This window comes from Afifella pfennigii DSM 17143 (assembly GCF_000688515.1).
In the GTDB taxonomy this organism is placed as follows: domain Bacteria; phylum Pseudomonadota; class Alphaproteobacteria; order Rhizobiales; family Afifellaceae; genus Afifella; species Afifella pfennigii.
Genome location: NZ_JHZK01000011.1, coordinates 1 through 20,010 on the forward strand (window position 1 = coordinate 1; position 20,010 = coordinate 20,010).

Genomic DNA, 20,010 nt, shown 5'->3' on the forward strand with positions numbered 1-20,010 from the left:
CACGCCAATGCCGTCCTCACCGCCGCCGGCTACAACTTCCGCCTCATCCTCCGCTGGCTGAGGCTTCTCTTGCGCCTCATCCTGGAGGCCTTTGCCAAAGCCATTGGCCCCAAAACCGCGCTCCAGACGGCTTCTTAACAGTCAACGTCAGAGACCCCGAAGCGATCGAGCGAGCCCGGTCGCGGCGGAGGTGAGATGCCGCCAGAGCGTGTCACATCTTGTTGGACGCCGCTTCTGTTTTGCTGGTCTTCGCGAGGCGAGCGACAGGAGAGACGCGTAGCGCGATGCGAGGCATCGGGCGAGCGGTTCGACGCAGCAAGCGCCCGCCGCGACAAAGCCCGTAGGGCCGGGGGCGATCGCAGACCGGATCCTGACCTCTCTTCAGGCCAATGCGAGATAGGAGGCGCCCAGCCGGCGGGTTCTACGCCGGCTTAGGCAGGAAGGCGGCTCACACGCGCCGCTCCACCATCTTCTTCTTGATCTCGGCGATCGCCTTCGCCGGGTTAAGTCCCTTCGGGCAGACCTGCACGCAATTGAGGATGGTGTGGCAGCGATACAGTCGGAACGGGTCTTCCAACTGGTCGAGCCGTTCGCCGGTGCGCTCATCGCGCGAATCGGCGATCCAACGCCAGGCCTGCAGAAGCGCGGCCGGGCCCAGATAGCGCTCCGGGTTCCACCAATAGCTCGGGCAGGCCGTCGTGCAGCAGGCGCACAGGATGCATTCGTAATAGCCGTCGAGCTTCTCTCGGTCCTCGCGGCTTTGCAGCCATTCCTTTTCCGGCATCGGCGAGACGGTCTGCAGCCAGGGCTCGATCAGCGCATGCTGGGCGTAGAAGCGGGTAAGGTCCGGCACCAGATCCTTCACCACCGGCATATGCGGTAGCGGATAGACCTTCACCGGGCCGTTCACCTCGCCCCAGCCTTTCAGGCAGGCGAGTGTGTTGCTGCCGTCGATATTCATCGCGCAGGAGCCGCAGATGCCCTCGCGGCAGGAGCGGCGCAGCGTCAGCGTCGGATCGACCTTGTTCTTGATCCATAGGAGCGCGTCGAGCACCATCGGCCCGCAATCTTCCGTGTCGACCCAATAGGTGTCGAGGCGCGGATTGGCGTCGTCTTCCGGATCCCAGCGATAGATGCGGAATTCCTTCAGCGTGCCGCCGTCGGGCTTCGGCCAGGCCTTGCCCTGACGGACGGTGGAATTCTTGGGGAGCGTGATGTGAACCATGGGCTGTGTCTTCGTGCGTGGGTCCGGCGATCGGCCAACCTGTGCTGCAAATGCGAAAGCGTCAACGTCGTGGCGCGTTCTGGCGCCGCATCTTATGCGCGCATGCCTTGCGTCGAACGGCGCATGCGCGCAAGAGAGCGAAAGCCGATGCACGCCGGAGTAATGGCCGAGCCATGAACGATCAAGCGCAAAGCGCATCCGCCCTTCGCGGGCGCACGGGCGGACAGATTCTCGTCGACCAGCTTCTCGCCCAGGGCGTGCGGACGCTGAGCTGCGTGCCGGGCGAGAGCTTTCTCGCCGCGCTCGACGCACTCCACGGCTCCGCCATCGAGGTCCTCGTCTGCCGCAACGAAGGCGGCGCCGCGATGATGGCGGAAGCCGCCGGCAAGCTGACCGGCCGGCCGGGCGTGTGTTTCGTCACCCGCGGGCCCGGCGCCAGCAACGCCGCGCATGGCGTGCACGTCGCCGCCCACGATTCCACGCCCATGATCCTGCTCATCGGCCAGGTCGGACGGGCGATGCGCCACCGGGAGGCCTTCCAGGAGGTCGATTACGAACAGATGTTCGGCCGCATCGCCAAATGGGTGGTGGAGGTGAATGAGGCTTCGCGACTGCCGGAGCTGATGGCGCGCGCTTTCCGCGTCGCCATGCAGGGGCGGCCGGGACCGGTCGTCGTCGCACTGCCGGAGGACATGCTTTCGGAGGAGACGGCCGTTATCGCCGATGCGCCGAAAGTGGAGCCGGCCGAGGCGGCCCCCGCCCCTGCCGATCTTCGCCGTCTTGCCGAACTGATGCGCGGCGCCCGCAGGCCTGTCGCCATCCTAGGCGGCTCGCGCTGGAGCGAGGAGGCAAGCGCCGGCTTCGTCGCCTTTGCCGAACGCACGGGCCTGCCGGTCGCCACCTCCTTCCGCCGCGCCCATCTTTTTCCCGCCGATCACCCGAACTATGCCGGCGATCTCGGCATCGGCCCGAACCCCAAGCTCTTTCGGCGCATTCAGGAGGCCGATCTCGTCCTTCTGCTCGGCGCCAGGCTCTCGGAGATGCCGTCGGGCTCCTACACGCTTCTTGACGTGCCGATGCCGCGTCAGGCGCTCGTGCATGTGCATCCGGGTGCGGAAGAGCTCGGCCGCGTCTACCAGCCGAGCCTTGCCATCCAGGCCTCGCCGAGCGCCTTCCTCGCCGCCCTCGCTGCGGCTGAGCTCGATTTCGGCCCCCCGGCGCAGGAAGCCGGCGCCGCGCATCAAGACTATCTAGCCTGGTCGCAGGAGCCGCTGAAGGTGCCCGGCGACTTCCAATACGCCGAGGCGATGGTCTGGCTGCGCCAGCGCCTGCCCCCGGATGCCATCATCTGCAACGGCGCCGGCAATTACGCCGGCTGGATCCACCGCTATTATCGCTTTCGCCGTTTCGCCACCCAGCTCGCGCCCGTTTCCGGCTCCATGGGCTACGGCGTGCCGGCCGCGGTGATGGCCAAGCACCTATTCCCTGAGCGCATCGTCATCGCCTTCGCCGGCGACGGCTGCTTTCTGATGAACGGCCAGGAATTCGCCACCGCCGTGCAGCACGGCCTGCCGATCGTCGTCGTCGTCGTCGACAATGCCATGTACGGCACCATTCGCATGCACCAGGAAGGGCGCTATCCGCACCGCGTCTCGGCGACGGATCTGGCCAATCCGGATTTCGCCGCGCTCGCCAGGGCCTATGGCGGCCATGGCGAGAGGGTGGAAAGGACGCAGGAATTCGCCCCGGCCTTTGAGCGGGCGCTCGCCTGCGGCAAGCCAGCAATCGTGCATTGCCTGCTTGATCCGGAAGCCATCACGCCTGCGAAGACGCTTTCCCAACTGCGCGGTAGTAAGTTGTCCGACTGATGGATAAATCGCTGTTAGAGAACGATAATCGGAATCAGTTGGTGATATGAGCGCACCGGAGTTCAATCTCGCCTTGGAGGGCGCGCCGGGAGAGACGGTGCGCCTTTCCCCACTGGTGCGCCGCGTGCTCGCGCCCAATCCGGGCCCTTTCACCTATCGCGGCACCTGCACCTACATTGTCGGTGAGGGGGATGTCGCCGTCATCGATCCAGGCCCCGCCGATGCTGCGCATCTCTCCGCCCTGCGCCACGCGGTGCGAGACGAGCGCGTCAGCCACATCCTCGTCACCCATACCCACCCGGACCATTATCCGGCAGCGGCGCCGCTGGCGGAAGCGACGGGCGCCGCCATCCTCGGCTGCGCGCCCGGATCGGACGCGGCATCACGCGCCGTCGGCGCCGCCTCGGATGCACCCTACCGCCCCGACCGCATTCTCGCCTGTGGCGAACGCATCGAAGGCCCGGGCTACACCCTGACGGCGCTCGCCACCCCCGGCCACGCCGCCAATCATCTTTGCTTTGAGCTGCAAGAGGAGCGGGCGCTCTTCTCCGGAGACCATGTCATGGCGTGGTCGACCTCCGTCGTCATACCGCCGGACGGAGATATGGGCGACTACATGGCCTCGCTGCGCCTCCTCCTGGAGCGCGACGATCGGCTCTACTGGCCCGGCCATGGCGGCCCGGTGAAGGCGCCCAAACGCTTCGTGCGGGCCCTGCTGCAGCATCGCAGGCAGCGCGAGGCCGCCATCCTGGGAACGCTCGGCCCCGAGCCGCGCTCAATCGACGATATCGTGCTGCAGATCTATCAGGGCATCTCGCCTTCCCTCCTGGAGGCAGCCGCCCAATCGACGCTCGCCCATCTCATTGACCTCGCCGCGAGGGGCAAGGTGCGAAGCGATACTGGCGATGTAACGCGCAAAGCGCGCTTCCTTCGCCCCTGAGCGGCCGCGGGAGCGCCACACCGCGGCCGTCCCGGCAACGGCTCTCGCCCTCACGCCGCTTGCCTACATTCCGCCGCATAGGCGGCTTAGCGGGCAGGCAAGCTTCAAGACATCGGGACACCCATGGCAGAGATATCCCGCCGCGCCGCCCTCCTCGGCGCGGGCGCCCTAGCCCTCAACTCTTTGGGCGAGAGCGCTCTGGCAGCGCCCGCGACGGGCGAGGGGGACGGGATCGCCTATGGGTCGCCGGAGACCTTCTCCTTCCAGCGGCTCAAGGCAGTGGCGCAAAGGCTCGCCCGCCGGCCCTGGCGAGCGACCCCACCGGTGGCCGCAGAGATCCTGCAGGAGATCGACTACGACGCCTATTTCCAGATCGCTTTCCGCAAGGACCACACGATCCGACCCGCCCGCAACGACGGCACGCCAATCCAGCTCTTTCACCTCGGCCGTTACCAGCGAGAACCGGTCTCGATCTCCATCGTGGAGGACGGCACCGCCCGCGAGATCCTCTATCGCCAAGCCTATTTCGACATTCCCGACGGCCATATCGCCCACCGCCTGCCGGAGGATATCGGTTTTGCCGGCTTTCGCGTGATGGATGAGAGCCTTGACTGGGACTGGCTCTCCTTTCTCGGCGCCTCTTATTTCCGCTCCCCCGGTAGCGGTCGCCAATATGGGCTGTCCGCCCGCGGCGTTGCCATCGATACCGGCCTTGCCAGCGGCGAGGAGTTCCCCCGCTTTTCCCGCTTCTTCCTGGAGGCCGTTCCGGGCGAGCGCGACCGGCTGATCGTGCATGCTCTTCTGGAAGGCCCGAGCCTGACCGGCGCCTACCGCTTCGACTGCACCCGGCAGGGCGGCGTCGTCATGGATACCGAGGCCGAGCTTTATCCGCGCCAGGCGATGCAGCGGCTCGGCATGGCGCCGCTCACCTCCATGTTCTGGTACTCGCAGAAGGATCGTCGCCACGCGATCGACTGGCGGCCGGAGATCCACGATTCCGACGGCCTCGCCATCTGGACCGGCAGCGACGAGCGCATCTGGCGCCCGCTGAACAACCCGCCGACCGTGATGACCAACAGCTTCACCGACGAGAACCCGAAAGGCTTCGGCCTTTTGCAGCGCGACCGCGATTTCGACCATTATCAGGACGACAACGTCTTCTACCACCTTCGCCCATCGCTCTGGGTGGAGCCGCGCGGGCCATGGGGCCGCGGCGCCGTCCAACTGGTGGAGATCCCGACCGGCGACGAGACGCACGACAACATCGTCGCCTACTGGGTGCCCGAGATGGAGGCCGTGCCTGGCCGCGCGATCCCGTTCGCCTACCGCCTTCACTGGAATGCCGAGGAGCCTTTTCCCAGCGGCGCCGGGCGCGTCGTCGACACCTTCATCGGCGCCGGCGGCATTCCCGGGCAGGCGCGCCCTCGTAACGCCCATCAATTCGTCGTCGACTTCACCGGCGGCGATCTTGCCCGCTTCGCCGCCGATGACGGCGTCGTGCCGGTCATCGATGTCTCGCGCGGGCGCATCGGCCGCGCCGGCGCCTATCCCGTCGTCGGTCGCCATGGGCTTTTCCGGGCCGCCTTCGAGCTACACGCTTCCGGTGCCGAGCCGCTCGATCTCCGCCTCTATCTGAAGCACGGCGAGCGCGCGCTGACGGAAACCTGGATCTACCAGTTCTTCCCCGACAGCGACCGGCTGCGCGGCAGCGGCTGAGCAGGCGCGGGCCGCCGGCCGCCTATTTCTCCCAGAACCATTTGGCGCATTCGCGCCGCCGCTCCGCCTCGCTGATGCCGATATCGGCAAGCCGCCAGGGCGGAAGCTCGGCCAGCTGCCGCCGTTGCCGCGCCCGTTGGAGCCACAGGCAAAGGCCGCGCGACAAGTCGCGGCCTTTGTGCGTAAATGTGACGGAATGACTGTGCATACCGTCCTTGAGAGCCCTTTATTGAAAGAGATTCAAACGATAAGATCGCACGACATATGTGCGGTTTTTTCACATGAGAAGACGCCTTCCCTCGCTCAACGCGCTGCGCGCCTTCGAGGCGGCCGGCCGCCATGGCCGGATGATCCATGCGGCCGAGGAGCTTCATGTCACCCACAGCGCCATCAGCCGGCAGGTGCAGCAGCTTGAGCAAAGCCTCGGCGTGGCGCTCTTTGAGGGCCCGAAGAACGCCCTCCGGCTGACGGAGGCGGGCCGCACGCTCCTGCCGCACCTCACCGCCGCCTTCGATCAGCTCGACATGGCGGTGCGCATGGTGGCGGGCAAGGAGGAGGCGATCCTCGATATCGCCTGCGGCGGCACCTTCTCCATGCGTTGGCTGATCCCGCGCCTGCATGGCTTTCGTGATCTTTATCCCAGGATCGAGGTGCGCCTCACCGCCTGCCACAACGACGAGCAGTTTCAGCGCGGCGATTTCGACGTCGTAATCCGCCACGGCACCGGGCCCTGGCCGGCGGACAAAACCGTGCTGAAGCTCTTTGCCACCGAGATCGGTCCCGTTCTGGCGCCCAGTCTTGCCCGCCCGGTCCAGACCGATTTTGAAGCTCTGCCGATCCTGCGCGCGCGCACCCGCCCCCACGACTGGGCCGAATGGACGCACAGGAAGTTCGGGCCGGAGCGCGCCGAGCGCTTGCGCCGCAACCCGTCGCCACCCGGCACCGAGTACGAGCATCTCTACTTCCTCCTGGAAGCGGCGACCGCCGGATTGGGGGTCGCCATCGCGCCCTGGCCGCTGGTCGCCGACGATGTCGCCGCCGGCCGCCTCCTCGCCCCGCACGGCTTTCTGGAGAATGGCGAGAGCTACGTCGCACTCGCCCATGCGCGCCCGGCAGAAAAGGTGGCGTTCTTCCTCGATTGGCTGGGCAAGCAGGCTGCCGACTTCGCATCCGCCAGCGCCGACTGACTTTCCCGGCGCTGAACGGGGTTAACGCCACAGTCACATTAGAACAGCTAGCCTTCACGGCGCATATGCCTGTGAACGAGGAAGCTCCATCATGGAAGACCGGCGCAGCGCCGAGCGCCTGCATATAGGCAAGCAGGCGGCGATCATCTCGCCGCGCCTTTTTGCCCGCGCCATCATCCGTAACATCAGCGTCTCCGGTGCTTGCATCGAACTTTTCAGCCCCGTTTCGCTGCCGGAGAGTTTCCGACTGCGTATCCCCAATTACGATACGTTTCCCGCGACCCTTGTCTGGCAGAACGGGCTTGTGGCCGGCCTGCGCTTCGGCGACCCGATCCGCGACAGCGCCGTCGCCACGCTTGCCAAGACGCGCCGCCAGCCCGCCCGGGCTCTGGCGAGCGAGTAGCGCGTTCCTTCCGCGGCGCGTGCCTCCCGCCAAGGCCGCCAGCCGCCTTGCCAATCACTTTCCCATGCCCGCAGCGCCGCGCCATGCGGCCACACTTGCTCCGCGCCCACAAAGATGCCTGCATAGGCAAGCGGAATCTGGCGCGCTCGCCCTCGGCCAAGGCGGCGCCATGCCCCGCCTGCGAATGGAGAGCGGATGACAAGATACGTAAAGGCGGCGGTCGTGCAGGCCGGGACGGTTCTCTTCGACACGCCCAAAACCCTTGCCAAACTGGCGGATCTAGCGCGTCAGGCAAGCGCCGGCGGAGCCGAGATCGCGGTCTTTCCCGAAGCCTTCGTTGGCGGCTACCCGAAAGGCCTCGACTTCGGCGCCCGTCTCGGCTCGCGCACACCGGGAGGCCGCGAGGATTTCCGTCGCTACTATGACAGCGCCATCGCCGTGCCGGGTCCAGAGACGGAGGAGATCGGCCGCATCGCCCGCATCAACGGGCTTCATCTCGTCGTCGGCGTCATCGAGCGCGGCGGCGGCACCCTTTACTGTACGGCTCTTATCTTCGGCCCGGACGGCAGCCTCCTCGGCAAGCACCGAAAACTGATGCCCACGGCCCTGGAGCGTCTCGTCTGGGGCTTCGGCGACGGCTCCACCCTGCCGGTCGCCGAGACCGGCATCGGGCGCATCGGCGCGGTGATTTGCTGGGAAAATTACATGCCGCTCCTGCGCACGGCGATGTATGCCAAGGGCATCGAGCTCTATTGTGCCCCGACGGCCGACGATCGCGAGACCTGGCTGCCGACCATGCGCACGATCGCCATGGAAGGGCGCTGCTTCGTGCTGTCTGCCTGTCAGTATCTGACCCGCGGCGATTGCCCGTCCGATTACGGCGCCGCTGAGGCCGAGGAGCCGTCCACGGTGTTGATGCGCGGCGGCGCCCTCATCGTCGACCCGCTCGGCAACATTTTGGTGGAGCCTTCCTTCGAGGGCGAGGCGGTGCGCTTCGCCGAGCTCGATTTTGCCGCCATTGCCCGCGGCAAGTACGATTTCGACGTCGTCGGCCACTACGCGCGGCCGGATGTGTTCCGCCTGACGGTCGATACGCGCCCACAAGCTCCCGTCTCCTTCACCGCGCCGCAAGCCGGCGAGAGGGCGGACGAAGAATGACGCCCTCGCTCGAAGCGGAGATCGCCGGGGCCATGGAGGCGAGCGCGGTGCTTCTGCCGCATCTGCCCTACCTGCTGCAGGATCTTCCCTCGCTGAGCGGCGCCGATGACGAGGTACTCGCCGTCCTGCGGCGCTTCAATCTCCCGCCCGGCGGGCGCGTACTTGATCTCGGATGCGGGCGCGGCGACCTGGCGATCCGACTGGCACGCGAGTTCGGCGCCGTTGTGAAAGGCTTCGACGGTCATCCCGGCTTCATCGGCGAGGCGCAGAGGGCGGCCCGGACTGCGGGCGTTCACCACGCCTGCCACTTCGTCGCCGCCGATCTCCGCAGCGCCTTGGCGGAAGGCAGCCGCTACGATGCGGTCCTGTTGATCGCCGTCGGCCCCGTGCTCGGCGACGCCGGCGAGACCATGGAAAAACTGCGCGCCGTCACGCGCCCCGGCGGGCTGATCGTCATTGACGACGCCTATCTGACAGATGGCGCTGAGGCGCCGGCAGGCTATGGCATGTATCGGCGCAAGGCCGAGGTAGAGGCCGCCCTCACCCGCTTCGGCGACGCAATCCTCGCCGTGCATGAAGGCAGCGACGCCCTGGCCGCGTTCAACGACTTGGCGCTGGAGGTGATTCCGAAGCGCGCCGGCGAGTTGAAGCAAAGCAACCCGCAACTGGCCGAAGCCCTCGACGCCTATGTCGCCGGTCAGATCGAGGAAGTGGCGCTCCTCAACGGCCCTATCATCCCTACCCTATGGGCGCTGCGACGCAGCGGGAGTTGAGCCTGCTGCGCCCGACGAAAGGCCTTCTCCTGGCGGGTCCGGTGAGAGCGCCGGGAAGGTCGCGGCACTGGCGAACACGCGCATTTTCCGGACGATACCGACGGCCTGATGGTTAGCTGAAGCGTGAGAAGCCGCATAAGGGGCGCGCAAGCTGCAGGAGCGCTTGATTTGGCGGCTTTACGGCTCTGTCAGGGTGCCGGCCAAGAGAAGATCGAATATGTTATCCAAGTCTCCGGCCGGACACGGGAAAATCTGGAGCGGGCGATGGGATTCGAACCCACGACCCCAACCTTGGCAAGGTTGTGCTCTACCCCTGAGCTACACCCGCATCCGAGAAGCCCCGCTGGCGGGGCGGTCGCCTATATGGCGCAAGAGCCCGGCCTTTGCAACACTTGATGCAAGCGAAGGGCTTGATCGCATCGGCCCGCCTGAAGGATAGGGGTACACGGAAAGGAAGGGGTGGAGCCGATGGGCAAGACGCGCGCCGCGTTGATGGCGTTCCTGGACGGGCTCGCTATCAAGACTGAGACCGTGGAGCATCCGCCGCTGTTCACCGTCGCCGAATCGCAGCGCCTGCGCGGCGAGCTGCCCGGGGGTCACACCAAGAACCTGTTTTTGAAGGACAAGAAGGGCGCCGTCTTTCTCCTCGTCGCCGAGGAGGAGGCCGACATAGACATGAAGAGCCTGCACAGGGTGATCGGCTCCGCGCGGCTTTCCTTCGGCAAGCCGGAGCTGCTTGAAGCGCTTCTCGGCGTCACCCCCGGCTCCGTCACCCCCTTCGCCGTCATCAACGACGCCGAGCAGAAGGTCGAGGTCATCCTCGACGAGGCGCTGCTTGCCCATGCTGAGCTCAATTTTCATCCGCTCGACAACAGCGCCACGACCCGCATCGCCCGCGGCGATCTCATCGCCTTCCTGGAGGCGACAGGCCATCCGCCCCGCATTCTCAGCCTCCAGTCCGCCTCGCAGACGCAGTGAGGCGGCGGGCGCAACAAAGGCCCGCCGCGTCGGCGACGCTGAGCCCGATTGCTTTTGCCGCCGGCTTGGCCACATAAGGCGGCAATCAGGAAATTGCCGACAAAGCAAGGAAGCCGACCATGAGCGAGCAAGGTTTCATTCTCGGCGGCCAGCCGAAGGCGCCCGGCAGCGGCGCGCAGGACGGTGCCAGAGCCGGAGGCGACCTCATCAAGGAGACCACCACGCAGGATTTCCAGGCCGACGTCCTGGACGCTTCGCGCAACGTTCCGGTCCTCGTCGATTTCTGGGCGCCCTGGTGCGGGCCCTGCCGGCAGCTGACGCCGATCCTGGAAGGCGCCGTCAACAAGGCCGGCGGCAAGGTTCGTCTGGTGAAGATGAACATCGACGAGCATCCGCAGATCGCCGGCCAGCTCGGTATCCGCTCCATCCCGGCCGTCATCGCCTTCCAGAACGGCCAGCCGCTCGACGGCTTCATGGGCGCCCTGCCGGAAAGCCAGGTGATGTCCTTCATCGAGCGCATCGCCGGCCCGATCGGCCCCTCCTCCGCCGAGGCGAAGCTGGAGGCGGCCGAGAAAGAGCTTGCCGGCCACGATCCCGCCGGAGCCGCCAGCCTCTTTGCAGAGGTGTTGCAGGAAGAGCCGGAAAGCGCCGCCGCACTCGCCGGCCTCATTCGCTGCGAGATCGCTCTCAACAACCTTTCCACCGCCCGCGCCCTTCTCGATCAGGTGCCGCCGGCCATCGAGAACCATGAGGCCATCGCGGCCGCCCGTTCCGCGCTGGAGCTTGCCGAGCAATCGGCTGATCTCGGTGACCCCAATGAGCTGCACCGGCGCCTGGAGGCCGATCCGGCGGACCATCAGGCCCGCTTCGATCTCGCCCTCATTCTCAATGCCCGCGGCGACCGCGCCGGCGCGGCCGGGCATCTCATCGAGATCGTGCGCCGCGAGCGGGAATGGAACGAAGAGGCGGCCCGCAAGCAGCTCCTGCAGTTCTTCGAAGTCTGGGGCCCGAACGAGCCGGCGACGGCGAAGTTCCGTCAGCGCTTGTCGTCGCTGCTTTTCGCCTAGTTCTGTAGAGGGGAAAGCCACTTGTGAGGTGCTTGGCATGGCCATCCAGGCCGGCAATAGATGTTACTCCGGACCAGCCGATCTGCCCGGCGAAATGCCGATTTTCCCTCTCTCAGGGGCCCTGCTTCTGCCGGGCGGCCAATTGCCGCTCAACATCTTCGAGCCGCGCTATCTCGCCATGATCGATGATGCCATCCGGGGCGAACGGCTGATCGGCATGATCCAGCCCGCTCTCGCCGAACCGGATGGCAACGCGCCTTCTTCCCTTTGCCGCGTCGGCTGCGCCGGACGGCTTACCCAGATCGCAGAGACGGGCGACGGCCGCTATCTCATCACGCTGACCGGCGTTGCGCGCTTTTGCGTGCGCCAGGAGTTGGAAGACATCGCCGGCTACCGGCGCTGCGAGGTCTGCTTTAAGGAGTTCGTCGCCGATTTCGAGCCGCGTCGCGGCGAGGAGGAGATCGACCGAGCGGCGCTGGAGCGGGCCTTCCGCTCCTATCTGACGGCGCACGATCTGGAAGCCGACTGGGACAGCGTGGAGCGCGCTTCCAATGTCGGGCTTTTGACGGCCTTGTGTATGATGAGCCCCTGGGGCCCGGCCGAGAAGCAAGCCCTTCTGGAAGCGCCGAGCCATAAGAGCCGGGCGGAGACACTGATCGCCATCGCCGAATTGTCGCTCGCCGGCGGCGAGGGTGAGAGCCCGGTTCACTAGCGCATCGGGGGAGAGGCAAAGATGAACGAAGATGCCGATACGGGGGCGACCGGCTCGTCGGAGCCACAAAAGCAAGAGCGGCGCGTCGACCCCAAGCTTTTGGAGATCCTGGTCTGCCCGGTGACGCGCACGAGCCTGGAATACGACCGCGAGCGTCAGGAGCTGGTGAGCCGGGCGGCGCGGCTCGCCTTTCCGATCCGCGAGGGCATCCCGATTCTGCTTGAAGAAGAGGCGCGGCCTCTTAAAGATTGAGCCTGCGGGGAGCGGGCATGGTTGCAGAAGGCGGCACGGCAACACGACGCGGCGCAGAGGCGCGCCAAAGGCTCGTCAGCGCCGCCGCCGATCTCTTCTGGCGCCAGGGCTTCGCCGCCACCTCGCTGGCCGATATCGGCAACGCCGCCGACATTCCCCTCGGCAACATCTACTACTACTTCCGCTCCAAGGCGGCGCTGGCCGATGCCGTCGCCGCCATGATGGAGGAAGAGATGCAGGCGGCGCTTTGCGAGCTCGCCGGTTTCTATGCCGATCCGCGCCAGCGCATCTCGGCCCTGATCGAGCTTCTGGAAGGATCGTCCGGCATGCGGGCCGTGCAGGGCTGCCCGATCCGCCGCGCCGCCGCGGAGTTCCGCCTGCCGGCCCCGGAAGCCTCCGCAAGGGCCGGCAAGGTGCTTGCCGATATGCGCGCCTGGCTGGAGGCGCAGCTTGTCGCCGCCGGCCTTGCCGGCGAGGAGGCGGCGGCCCGGGCGGGAGAATGCCTCGCCCTCTGGCAGGGCGGCATCGCCGTCGCCGAGGCGCGCCAGGACGAGGCACCTCTGAGGGAGGCGCTGGCAGCCATGCGCCGCAGGCTCGCCGAGCCGCCGCCACAGGCCGGGTCGACAACCTTCTGATCCCTTTACAGATAGCTGGCTTGACGGCCGCACGCGGCCCTCTGGCTGCAAGGATGCAAGACGGCGGGAAAACCGGCGCGGCCGCTGCGCTGTGCTGCCGATGAAGATTGCGATGCGCGGCCGAACCCGAACTTCGCCTACAGCGTTTCCCCGCGCATCAGCCGCGGCAGCTCACCGCCGAGCCCGGCCGCTTCGCGGATAAAACCGCGCTTTAGCTGCGGCAGCCGGTCGACAATGCCGAGCCCGACGCTGCGGGCGATGCGGAGCAAGCCGTTCTCACGCGAGAACAGCCGGTTGAGGACATCAGTGGTCACGCCCATCTGGAAGGTGTCGAAGCGCCGCCATCTTTCATAGCGCTTCAAGACCTCCATATCGCCGATATCGAGGCCGATGCGGTTCGCCTCCACGACGATCTCGGCAAGCGCCGCCGCGTCGCGGAAGCCGAGATTGAGTCCCTGGCCGGCGATCGGATGGATGCCATGCGCCGCATCGCCGAGGAGCGCGAAGCGCGGGCGCACGAAATCGCGCACCAGCGTCAACCCCAAAGGAAAGCCCTGGCGCGGCCCATCCAGCGTGATGGCACCAAGATGATGGCCGAAGCGCCGCTCAAGCTCCAATTGGACGACGAATTCGTCCTCCGCAAGGAGCTTCTTCGCCTCCGTCTCGCGCTCCGTCCATACGAGCGAGCAGCGGTTGCCGATAAGCGGCAGAATGGCGAAAGGTCCGGAAGGCAGGAAATGCTCCACGGCGATGCCGTTATGCGGCCGCTCATGGGCGACGTTGACGACGATCGCCATCTGCTCGTAGCGCCAGGAGACGGTATGGATACCCGCCTTGGCGCGGAGGCCGGAGCGCACTCCGTCGGCGGCCACCAGCAGCTTCGCCTCCACCTTGTCGCCCGAGCCGAGCGCAAGCGTCACCGCGCCCGGCTGCACCGTGAAATCGGCCACGGTCTCCGGCGCCACGATCTTCACCCCGGCCTTTTCCGCGCTCTCCTTCAGCGCCGCGCCGAGCACGCCATTGGGCACCATATGCGCGAAGGGCTCGCCATCGGCGAGCGGCTCGTCGAAGGTGAGAAAGATCGGCCGCACGGCATCACCCGTGGCGCTGTCGGTGATCTCCATGCCGAGGATGGGCTGCGCCTCGCTTGCCGCCTTCTCCCAGACGCCGAGAGCGGCAAGCATGCGCCTGGCGGCCGCGGCGATCGCCGAGGCGCGCTGGTCAGGCCCGCCCTTTCGCGGCCCGGCGGCATCGATCACCATGACACTGAGCGCCGGCGCGCCGTGCTTGATGGCGAGCGCCGCCGTCAGCCCCGCCGAGCCGCCGCCCGCGATGACCACATCTGCCCGCTTCGCCTTTGCCATCTTCGCTTACCTCTTTGCCGCTACCCAGCTCCACATGGCGCATTCCGCTTTCAGCACAACCCCGGCTTGACTTGGCGCCCTTCGCCGACAACCTTGGCCGCCGGCATCGGTCCTTGACCGACCGGACGGGCCAAACGGGGCGCGCAGTCGCCGAAACGGCCGCACTACCCGCCTTACGACCCCGCCGCGGAACGAGCAATATGACCAACGGTATCGAAGAGCTGCTCGCCATTCTCGACTTGGAGAATCTGGAGCACAACCTCTTCCGTGGGCGCAGCCCGCAGGTCGGCTGGCAGCGCGTCTTCGGCGGCCAGGTGATCGGCCAGGCGCTGGTGGCGGCGACCCGCACCGTGGCACAGGACCGCCACGCCCATTCCCTGCACGGCTATTTCCTGCGTCCGGGCGATCCGAGCGTGCCGATCATCTACGAGGTCGACCGCATCCGCGACGGCAAGAGCTTCGTCACCCGGCGCGTCGTCGCCGTCCAGCATGGGGAGGCCATCTTTTCGATGTCGGCCTCTTTCCAGCGTCAGGAAGATGGCTTCGAGCACCAGCTACCGATGCCGCAGGTGCCGGGCCCGGAAGAGCTGATGACGGAGGCCGAGTTCAAAGAGATGGTGATGGCCAGCAAGGCGCCGGAGGCGGTGAAGGCCTATTGGCGCCGCGAGCGGCCGATCGAGTTCCGCCCGGTCAATCTGCAGCATTACATCTCCCGCACGGCGCTGCCGCCCGAGCAGCGGGTCTGGTTTCGCGCCACCGGCCCGACGCCGCCCGACGGGGCGCTGCGCAAATGCGTGCTCGCCTACGCCTCCGACATGACGTTGCTCGACACCTCGCTGTTTCCGCACGGCAAGAGCGTCTTTTCGCGCTCCATGCAGGTGGCCAGCCTCGACCACGCCATGTGGTTCCTCAGGCCCTTCGATCCGGCCGAATGGATGCTTTACGCCCAGGACAGCCCTTCCGCATCCTCCGCGCGCGGCCTGACGCGCGGCTCCATCTATGGCCGCGACGGGCGGCTCATCGCCTGCGTCGCCCAGGAAGGCCTCATCCGTCAGCGCACGCCGCGCGAATGAGACGGGCCGGCTGAAGCCGGGCGGCAAAGGCGTTTTGCGCCACGAATCCCCCTCAATCGCCGCGACCTGAAACGCGCCCATAAATTGGGCACCTCGTCATATCTGCTGCATTTTTAGGCGAATTTTGCTGCTCGCGCTGGCAATCGCGCGGCACTAGCCGCGTTTTACAAACACAATCAGACGTTTAGCTCCTAGCGCACGATTCTGGCACAGCTCTTGGAACGGGCAGGCGGAGGCGGCGCTCCGGCTCGTCGCCAGGCCGGCCGCCGGCTGGCCGAACCAAGGGAGAGTGTGACCGAGATGAAATTGATCATGGCGATCATCAAACCCTTCAAGCTCGACGAGGTGCGCGAAGCCCTCACCGGGCTCGGGGTCCAGGGCCTCACCGTCACGGAAGTGAAGGGCTACGGCCGTCAGAAGGGGCACACGGAGATCTATCGCGGCGCCGAATACGCCGTCAGCTTCCTGCCCAAGCTGAAAATCGAGGTCGTTGTGGAATCCGCCGGCGCCGAGCGCGCCGTCGAGGCGATCGCCTCTGCCGCCAAGAGCGGTCAGATCGGCGACGGCAAGATCTTCGTCGTCAATATCGAGCAAGCGGTGCGCATCCGCACCGGCGAGATGGACAACGAGGCTCTCTAGACCATGGGGACTGCAAGAGAGGGAAAATCGATGAAACTTGAGTATTGGTTAAAGCGGGCGCCACTCATGGCCCCGCTGGCGCTTTTGGCGGTGGAACCGGCGCTGGCACAGGATGCCGCCCCGGCCGCTGAGGCGCCCGCCGCGGCAGCGGCCGATGCGGCCTCGGTCGCCTTCACCTTCAACACCCTGTCCTTCCTCATGTCGGGCTTCCTCGTCATGTGGATGGCCGCTGGCTTCGCCATGCTGGAAGCGGGCCTGGTGCGTTCCAAGAACGTCTCCATGCAGTGCCTGAAGAATATCGGGCTCTATTCCGTCGCCGGCCTGATGTTCTGGGCCATCGGCTACAACCTCATGTACATGGACGTGAACGGCGGCTTCTTCGGCGTTCCGCTGCCCAAGGACATCCCCGACCCGGCCTCGGAGACCGGCGGCGACTATTCCGTCGCCTCTGACTGGTTCTTCCAGATGGTCTTCTGCGCCACCGCGGCCTCCATCGTCTCCGGCACGCTCGCCGAGCGCATCAAGCTATGGCCCTTCATGATCTTCACCGTGGTCTTGACCGGCATCATGTATCCGATCACCGGCTCCTGGCAGTGGGGCGGCGGCTGGCTTTCGGAGATGGGCTTTTCCGATTTCGCCGGCTCCACGCTGGTTCATTCGGTCGGCGGCTGGGCGGCGCTCACCGGCGTCATCCTCCTCGGGGCGCGCAAGGGCAAATACGCCGCGGACGGTTCGGTCCACCCGCTTCCGGGCTCCTCCATCCCGCTCGCCACGCTCGGCACCTTCATCCTTTGGCTCGGCTGGTTCGGCTTCAATGGCGGCTCTCAGCTCGCCCTTGACGGCTTTGAGAATGCCTCGGCGATCTCGCGCATCTTCGTCAACACCAACCTCGCCGCCGCCGCCGGCGTCGTCGTGGCGATGATCCTGACGCAGGTCATCTACAAGAAGGTGGACGTGACCATGGCGCTCAACGGCGCCCTTGCCGGTCTCGTCTCCATCACCGCCGAGCCGCTCACGCCAAGCGTGCCGATCGCCCTCTTCATCGGCGGCATCGGCGGGCTCATCGTCGTTCTGGTCGTGCCGCTTCTCGACAAGCTGAAGATCGACGACGTGGTCGGCGCCATCCCGGTGCATCTGGTCGCCGGCATCTGGGGCACCTTGATCGTGCCCTTGTCCAATGCCGATACCAGCTACGTCACCCAGGCGATCGGCATCGCCTCCATCGGCGCCTTCACGGTGGTCGTCAGCGCCGTCGTCTGGATGATCCTCAAACTCACCATCGGCATCCGTGTCGGCGACGAGGAAGAGGCGCTCGGCCTCGATGCGGTGGAGATCGGCGTGGAAGCCTATCCGGAGTTCGGCGTCGGCTCGCAGCGCGTCTGATCCGCTCCGACCGCTTCATGCCAACGGCGGCCCGGGCCTTGTGCCCGGGCCGCTTCTTTTTCTCTTCCAGATGCTTGCGGCGCCCTCTGGTTAACAAGCGCTTAACCCGACCTGACCTATCCTGCCCCTATCGGCAAGCGAGGGGATGGCGGCTGAATGGCCTTCGGCGCGAATAGTGAGCTTTTGCATTCCACCTATGCCCTGCGTCAGCTGGCGGCCCGCCGGCTTCTGCAGCTCGCCGGCTTTGCGCTTCTTTTCCTCTTGGCGCTGATCGTCCTTGCTCTCATCACCTGGAATGTCGCCGATCCGAGCTTCTCGCATCTGACGCAAGCGAGCCCGAGCAACCTTCTCGGCCGCCCAGGCGCGATTCTCGCCGATCTCGCCATGCAGTTCTTCGGCCTTGCGGTCATCGCACTCCTCGTCCCGCCGGCGCTTCTGGCGCTGGCGCTCGTGCGCAGCCGCAGGCCTCGCCATGCCGGCCGGCAATCGAGCTTCTGGATCGGCGGCGCCGCGCTCGCCGCCCTGGCGCTAGCCTGTCTGCCCATCACCACGGCCTGGCCGCTGCCGGTCGGATTCGGCGGCGCCCTTGGCGACATCCTTCTGCGCCTGCCAGAGGCCATCTTCGGCGATCCCCTCTCCACAGGCATGCGCGCCGCCATCGGCGTCTTCGCCTTCGGCCTGGCGCTCGGCTTTCTCGTTGCCTCCGTCCTCACGCAGCCGCTGGAGCTGGCCGCGCCCGCCGCGGACCGTCGCCGCGCTGCTGTGGAGGAAGAAGACGATGCCGCCGGCGACGAGGAGGCAGGCCGGCTCGCCCTAGCCACGGGCTTTCTCCTGCATCACGGTCTTGCCGCCGTCTCAGCCGCCAGCCGTGCCGTCAAGCGTGGCGGTCGCGCCGCCCTCAGCGCAGCTCTGGAGCGGCAGCAAGAGCCACGAGCGAGGCTGGCGCCGGACACTCGCCTGGAGCCGATGCTCGGCGAGACCGATATCGACGAGGAGACGGAGCCGCATTTCGAGCCGGTGCCGGAAGCGCCCGCACCGCGCCGCGTCGCCGAGGCGGCGCCGCGCCTCAAGCCCGGCCGTCGCGTCGCCCGCGAGGCGCAGCCTTCCCTGCTGCCTGCCGACGCTTACGAGTATCCGCCGCTGCATTTCCTCGCCGAACCCGAGGTGAGGCGCGGCCAGCACCTCGATCCGGCCGCCTTGGAGAAGAACGCCCGCGCCCTGGAAGGGGTGTTGGAGGATTTCGGCGTACGCGGCGAGATTATCAATGTGCGCCCCGGCCCCGTGGTCACCCTCTACGAGCTTGAGCCGGCGCCCGGCATCAAATCCTCGCGCGTCATCGGCCTGGCCGACGACATCGCCCGCTCCATGAGCGCCATCGCCGCCCGCGTCGCCGTCGTGCCGGGCCGCAACGTCATCGGCATCGAGCTGCCGAATGCGCGCCGCGAGACGGTGTTCCTGAAGGAGATTCTCGCCTCGAGTGATTTTGAGAAGAGCCGTGGCCGCCTCGCCTTGGCGCTCGGCAAGACGATCGGCGGCGAGCCGGTCATCGCCGATCTCGCCAAGATGCCGCATCTTCTCGTCGCCGGCACCACCGGCTCCGGCAAGTCGGTGTCCGTCAACACCATGATCCTGTCGATCCTCTACCGGCTGAAGCCGGAAGAGTGCCGCCTCATCCTCATCGATCCGAAGATGCTGGAGCTGTCCGTCTATGACGGCATCCCGCATCTGCTCACCCCCGTCGTCACCGACCCCAAGAAAGCGGTCGTGGCGCTGAAATGGACGGTGCGGGAGATGGAGGAGCGCTACAAGCAGATGTCCAAGCTTGGCGTGCGCAACATCGAGGGCTTCAACCAGCGCATCGCCGCCGCCAAGAAGAAGGGCGAGGTAATCCGGCGAACCGTCCAGACCGGCTTCGACCACGACAGCGGCGAGGCAATCTTCGAAACCGAGGAGCTGGCGCTCGACCCCATCCCCTATATCGTCGTCATTATCGACGAGATGGCCGACCTGATGATGGTGGCCGGCAAGGAGATCGAGGGCGCCGTCCAGCGCCTGGCGCAGATGGCGCGGGCCGCCGGCATCCATGTCATCATGGCGACGCAGCGGCCTTCCGTCGACGTCATCACCGGCACCATCAAGGCGAATTTCCCGACCCGCATCTCCTTCCAGGTGACCTCCAAGATCGATTCGCGCACCATCCTCGGCGAACAGGGAGCCGAGCAGCTCCTCGGGCAGGGCGATATGCTGTTCATGGCCGGCGGCGGGCGCATCCAGCGCGTCCACGGCCCCTTCGTCACAGACGGCGAAGTGGAGGAGGTGGTCTCGCATCTGAAAGCGCAGGGCGTGCCCGATTATCACGACGCCATCACCGACGAGGAGGCGGCCGGCGAAAGCGGCTGGGACGCGCTCGCTGGCGGCGCCGGTGGCGAGGAAGGCAACGATACCTACGATCAGGCGGTGGCCATCGTCTTGCGCGACCGCAAGGTCTCCACCAGCTATATCCAGAGGCGCCTGTCGATCGGCTATAATCGCGCCGCCTCGATCGTGGAGCGGATGGAGAAGGAAGGCCTGATCAGCCCGGCCAACCATGCCGGCAAGCGCGAGATCCTCGTCGGCGAGGAGGACGCGGCCTGATCC

At 66.6% G+C, this 20,010-nt stretch carries 19 protein-coding genes and 1 tRNA gene; 16 read left to right on the forward strand and 4 right to left on the reverse strand.

Going from position 1 to position 20,010, the window contains the following annotated elements:
* Positions 1 to 448: 448 nt before the first annotated feature.
* A complete protein-coding gene (locus Q331_RS0109630) occupies positions 449 to 1,225 on the reverse strand; it encodes a succinate dehydrogenase iron-sulfur subunit (RefSeq protein WP_026380507.1) in 777 nt (258 codons plus the stop codon).
* 173 nt (positions 1,226 to 1,398) lie between these two features.
* Between Q331_RS0109630 and Q331_RS20930 the strand changes: the two genes are divergently transcribed.
* From Q331_RS20930 to Q331_RS0109645, 3 genes are all read left to right on the forward strand, one after another.
* Entirely contained in the window at positions 1,399 to 3,093 is a 1,695-nt protein-coding gene (locus Q331_RS20930) for a thiamine pyrophosphate-binding protein (RefSeq protein WP_051630956.1), read from the forward strand.
* 46 nt (positions 3,094 to 3,139) lie between these two features.
* Entirely contained in the window at positions 3,140 to 4,033 is an 894-nt protein-coding gene (locus Q331_RS0109640; RefSeq protein ID WP_026380508.1) for an MBL fold metallo-hydrolase, read from the forward strand.
* A gap of 123 nt (positions 4,034 to 4,156) precedes the next feature.
* Positions 4,157 to 5,749: a glucan biosynthesis protein gene (locus Q331_RS0109645; protein ID WP_026380509.1), complete on the forward strand. Its 1,593-nt coding sequence runs from the start codon at positions 4,157 to 4,159 to the stop codon at positions 5,747 to 5,749.
* Between the two features lie 22 nt (positions 5,750 to 5,771).
* Here Q331_RS0109645 and Q331_RS0109650 read toward each other — a convergent pair whose 3' ends face one another.
* Positions 5,772 to 5,957 (reverse strand): DUF1127 domain-containing protein, encoded by a 186-nt coding sequence (locus Q331_RS0109650; protein WP_026380510.1) that lies wholly within the window; start codon positions 5,955 to 5,957, stop codon positions 5,772 to 5,774.
* Positions 5,958 to 6,030: 73 nt separating this feature from the next.
* Here Q331_RS0109650 and Q331_RS0109655 point away from each other — a divergent pair, with 73 nt between their 5' ends.
* From Q331_RS0109655 to Q331_RS23010, 4 genes are all read left to right on the forward strand, one after another.
* Positions 6,031 to 6,936: a LysR substrate-binding domain-containing protein gene (locus tag Q331_RS0109655; RefSeq protein WP_026380511.1), complete on the forward strand. Its 906-nt coding sequence runs from the start codon at positions 6,031 to 6,033 to the stop codon at positions 6,934 to 6,936.
* Positions 6,937 to 7,027: 91 nt separating this feature from the next.
* Positions 7,028 to 7,339 (forward strand): PilZ domain-containing protein, encoded by a 312-nt coding sequence (locus tag Q331_RS0109660; RefSeq protein WP_026380512.1) that lies wholly within the window; start codon positions 7,028 to 7,030, stop codon positions 7,337 to 7,339.
* Between the two features lie 195 nt (positions 7,340 to 7,534).
* The gene (locus Q331_RS0109665) at positions 7,535 to 8,497 is read left to right on the forward strand and encodes a carbon-nitrogen hydrolase family protein (RefSeq protein ID WP_026380513.1); all 963 of its coding nucleotides are present in this window, start codon (positions 7,535 to 7,537) and stop codon (positions 8,495 to 8,497) included.
* On the forward strand, positions 8,494 to 9,270 hold the full coding sequence (locus tag Q331_RS23010; protein WP_051630958.1) for an SAM-dependent methyltransferase: 777 nt from the start codon (positions 8,494 to 8,496) through the stop codon (positions 9,268 to 9,270). Before Q331_RS0109665 ends, Q331_RS23010 begins: the two co-directional genes overlap by 4 nt.
* Positions 9,271 to 9,523: 253 nt before the next feature.
* Here Q331_RS23010 and Q331_RS0109675 read toward each other — a convergent pair.
* Positions 9,524 to 9,598 (reverse strand) — tRNA-Gly (locus tag Q331_RS0109675).
* A gap of 140 nt (positions 9,599 to 9,738) precedes the next feature.
* Here Q331_RS0109675 and Q331_RS0109680 point away from each other — a divergent pair.
* The 5 genes from Q331_RS0109680 (at position 9,739) to Q331_RS23015 (ending at position 12,914) form a co-directional block, all read left to right on the forward strand.
* On the forward strand, positions 9,739 to 10,248 hold the full coding sequence (locus tag Q331_RS0109680; RefSeq protein ID WP_026380514.1) for a prolyl-tRNA synthetase associated domain-containing protein: 510 nt from the start codon (positions 9,739 to 9,741) through the stop codon (positions 10,246 to 10,248).
* A 119-nt stretch (positions 10,249 to 10,367) separates the two neighbouring features.
* Positions 10,368 to 11,315: a thioredoxin gene (trxA, locus tag Q331_RS0109685; protein WP_026380515.1), complete on the forward strand. Its 948-nt coding sequence runs from the start codon at positions 10,368 to 10,370 to the stop codon at positions 11,313 to 11,315.
* Positions 11,316 to 11,352: 37 nt separating this feature from the next.
* Complete coding sequence (locus tag Q331_RS0109690; RefSeq protein ID WP_034491746.1) at positions 11,353 to 12,027, forward strand: LON peptidase substrate-binding domain-containing protein; 675 nt, start codon at positions 11,353 to 11,355, stop codon at positions 12,025 to 12,027.
* Positions 12,028 to 12,048: 21 nt separating this feature from the next.
* Positions 12,049 to 12,279, forward strand: coding sequence for a Trm112 family protein (locus Q331_RS0109695; protein WP_084174970.1), 231 nt, complete (start codon positions 12,049 to 12,051; stop codon positions 12,277 to 12,279).
* A 17-nt stretch (positions 12,280 to 12,296) separates the two neighbouring features.
* Positions 12,297 to 12,914 carry a TetR/AcrR family transcriptional regulator gene (locus Q331_RS23015; protein ID WP_051630960.1) on the forward strand — a complete coding sequence of 206 codons (618 nt, stop codon included), beginning with the start codon at positions 12,297 to 12,299 and terminating at the stop codon, positions 12,912 to 12,914.
* 137 nt (positions 12,915 to 13,051) lie between these two features.
* Here Q331_RS23015 and Q331_RS0109705 read toward each other — a convergent pair whose 3' ends face one another.
* Positions 13,052 to 14,278, reverse strand: a complete 1,227-nt coding sequence (locus Q331_RS0109705) for a ubiquinone biosynthesis hydroxylase (protein WP_026380518.1) — start codon at positions 14,276 to 14,278, stop codon at positions 13,052 to 13,054.
* A 200-nt stretch (positions 14,279 to 14,478) separates the two neighbouring features.
* On the opposite strand from Q331_RS0109705, the gene tesB reads away from it, so the two are divergent.
* The 4 genes from tesB to Q331_RS0109725 all read left to right on the forward strand — a co-directional run bounded on the left by tesB (position 14,479) and on the right by Q331_RS0109725 (position 20,007).
* Positions 14,479 to 15,351 carry an acyl-CoA thioesterase II gene (tesB, locus tag Q331_RS0109710; RefSeq protein ID WP_026380519.1) on the forward strand — a complete coding sequence of 291 codons (873 nt, stop codon included), beginning with the start codon at positions 14,479 to 14,481 and terminating at the stop codon, positions 15,349 to 15,351.
* 300 nt (positions 15,352 to 15,651) lie between these two features.
* Entirely contained in the window at positions 15,652 to 15,990 is a 339-nt protein-coding gene (locus Q331_RS0109715) for a P-II family nitrogen regulator (protein ID WP_026380520.1), read from the forward strand.
* Between the two features lie 66 nt (positions 15,991 to 16,056).
* A complete protein-coding gene (locus Q331_RS0109720) occupies positions 16,057 to 17,373 on the forward strand; it encodes an ammonium transporter family protein (protein WP_034491748.1) in 1,317 nt (438 codons plus the stop codon).
* 156 nt (positions 17,374 to 17,529) lie between these two features.
* Entirely contained in the window at positions 17,530 to 20,007 is a 2,478-nt protein-coding gene (locus tag Q331_RS0109725; protein WP_084174971.1) for an FtsK/SpoIIIE family DNA translocase, read from the forward strand.
* Positions 20,008 to 20,010: the final 3 nt, after the last annotated feature.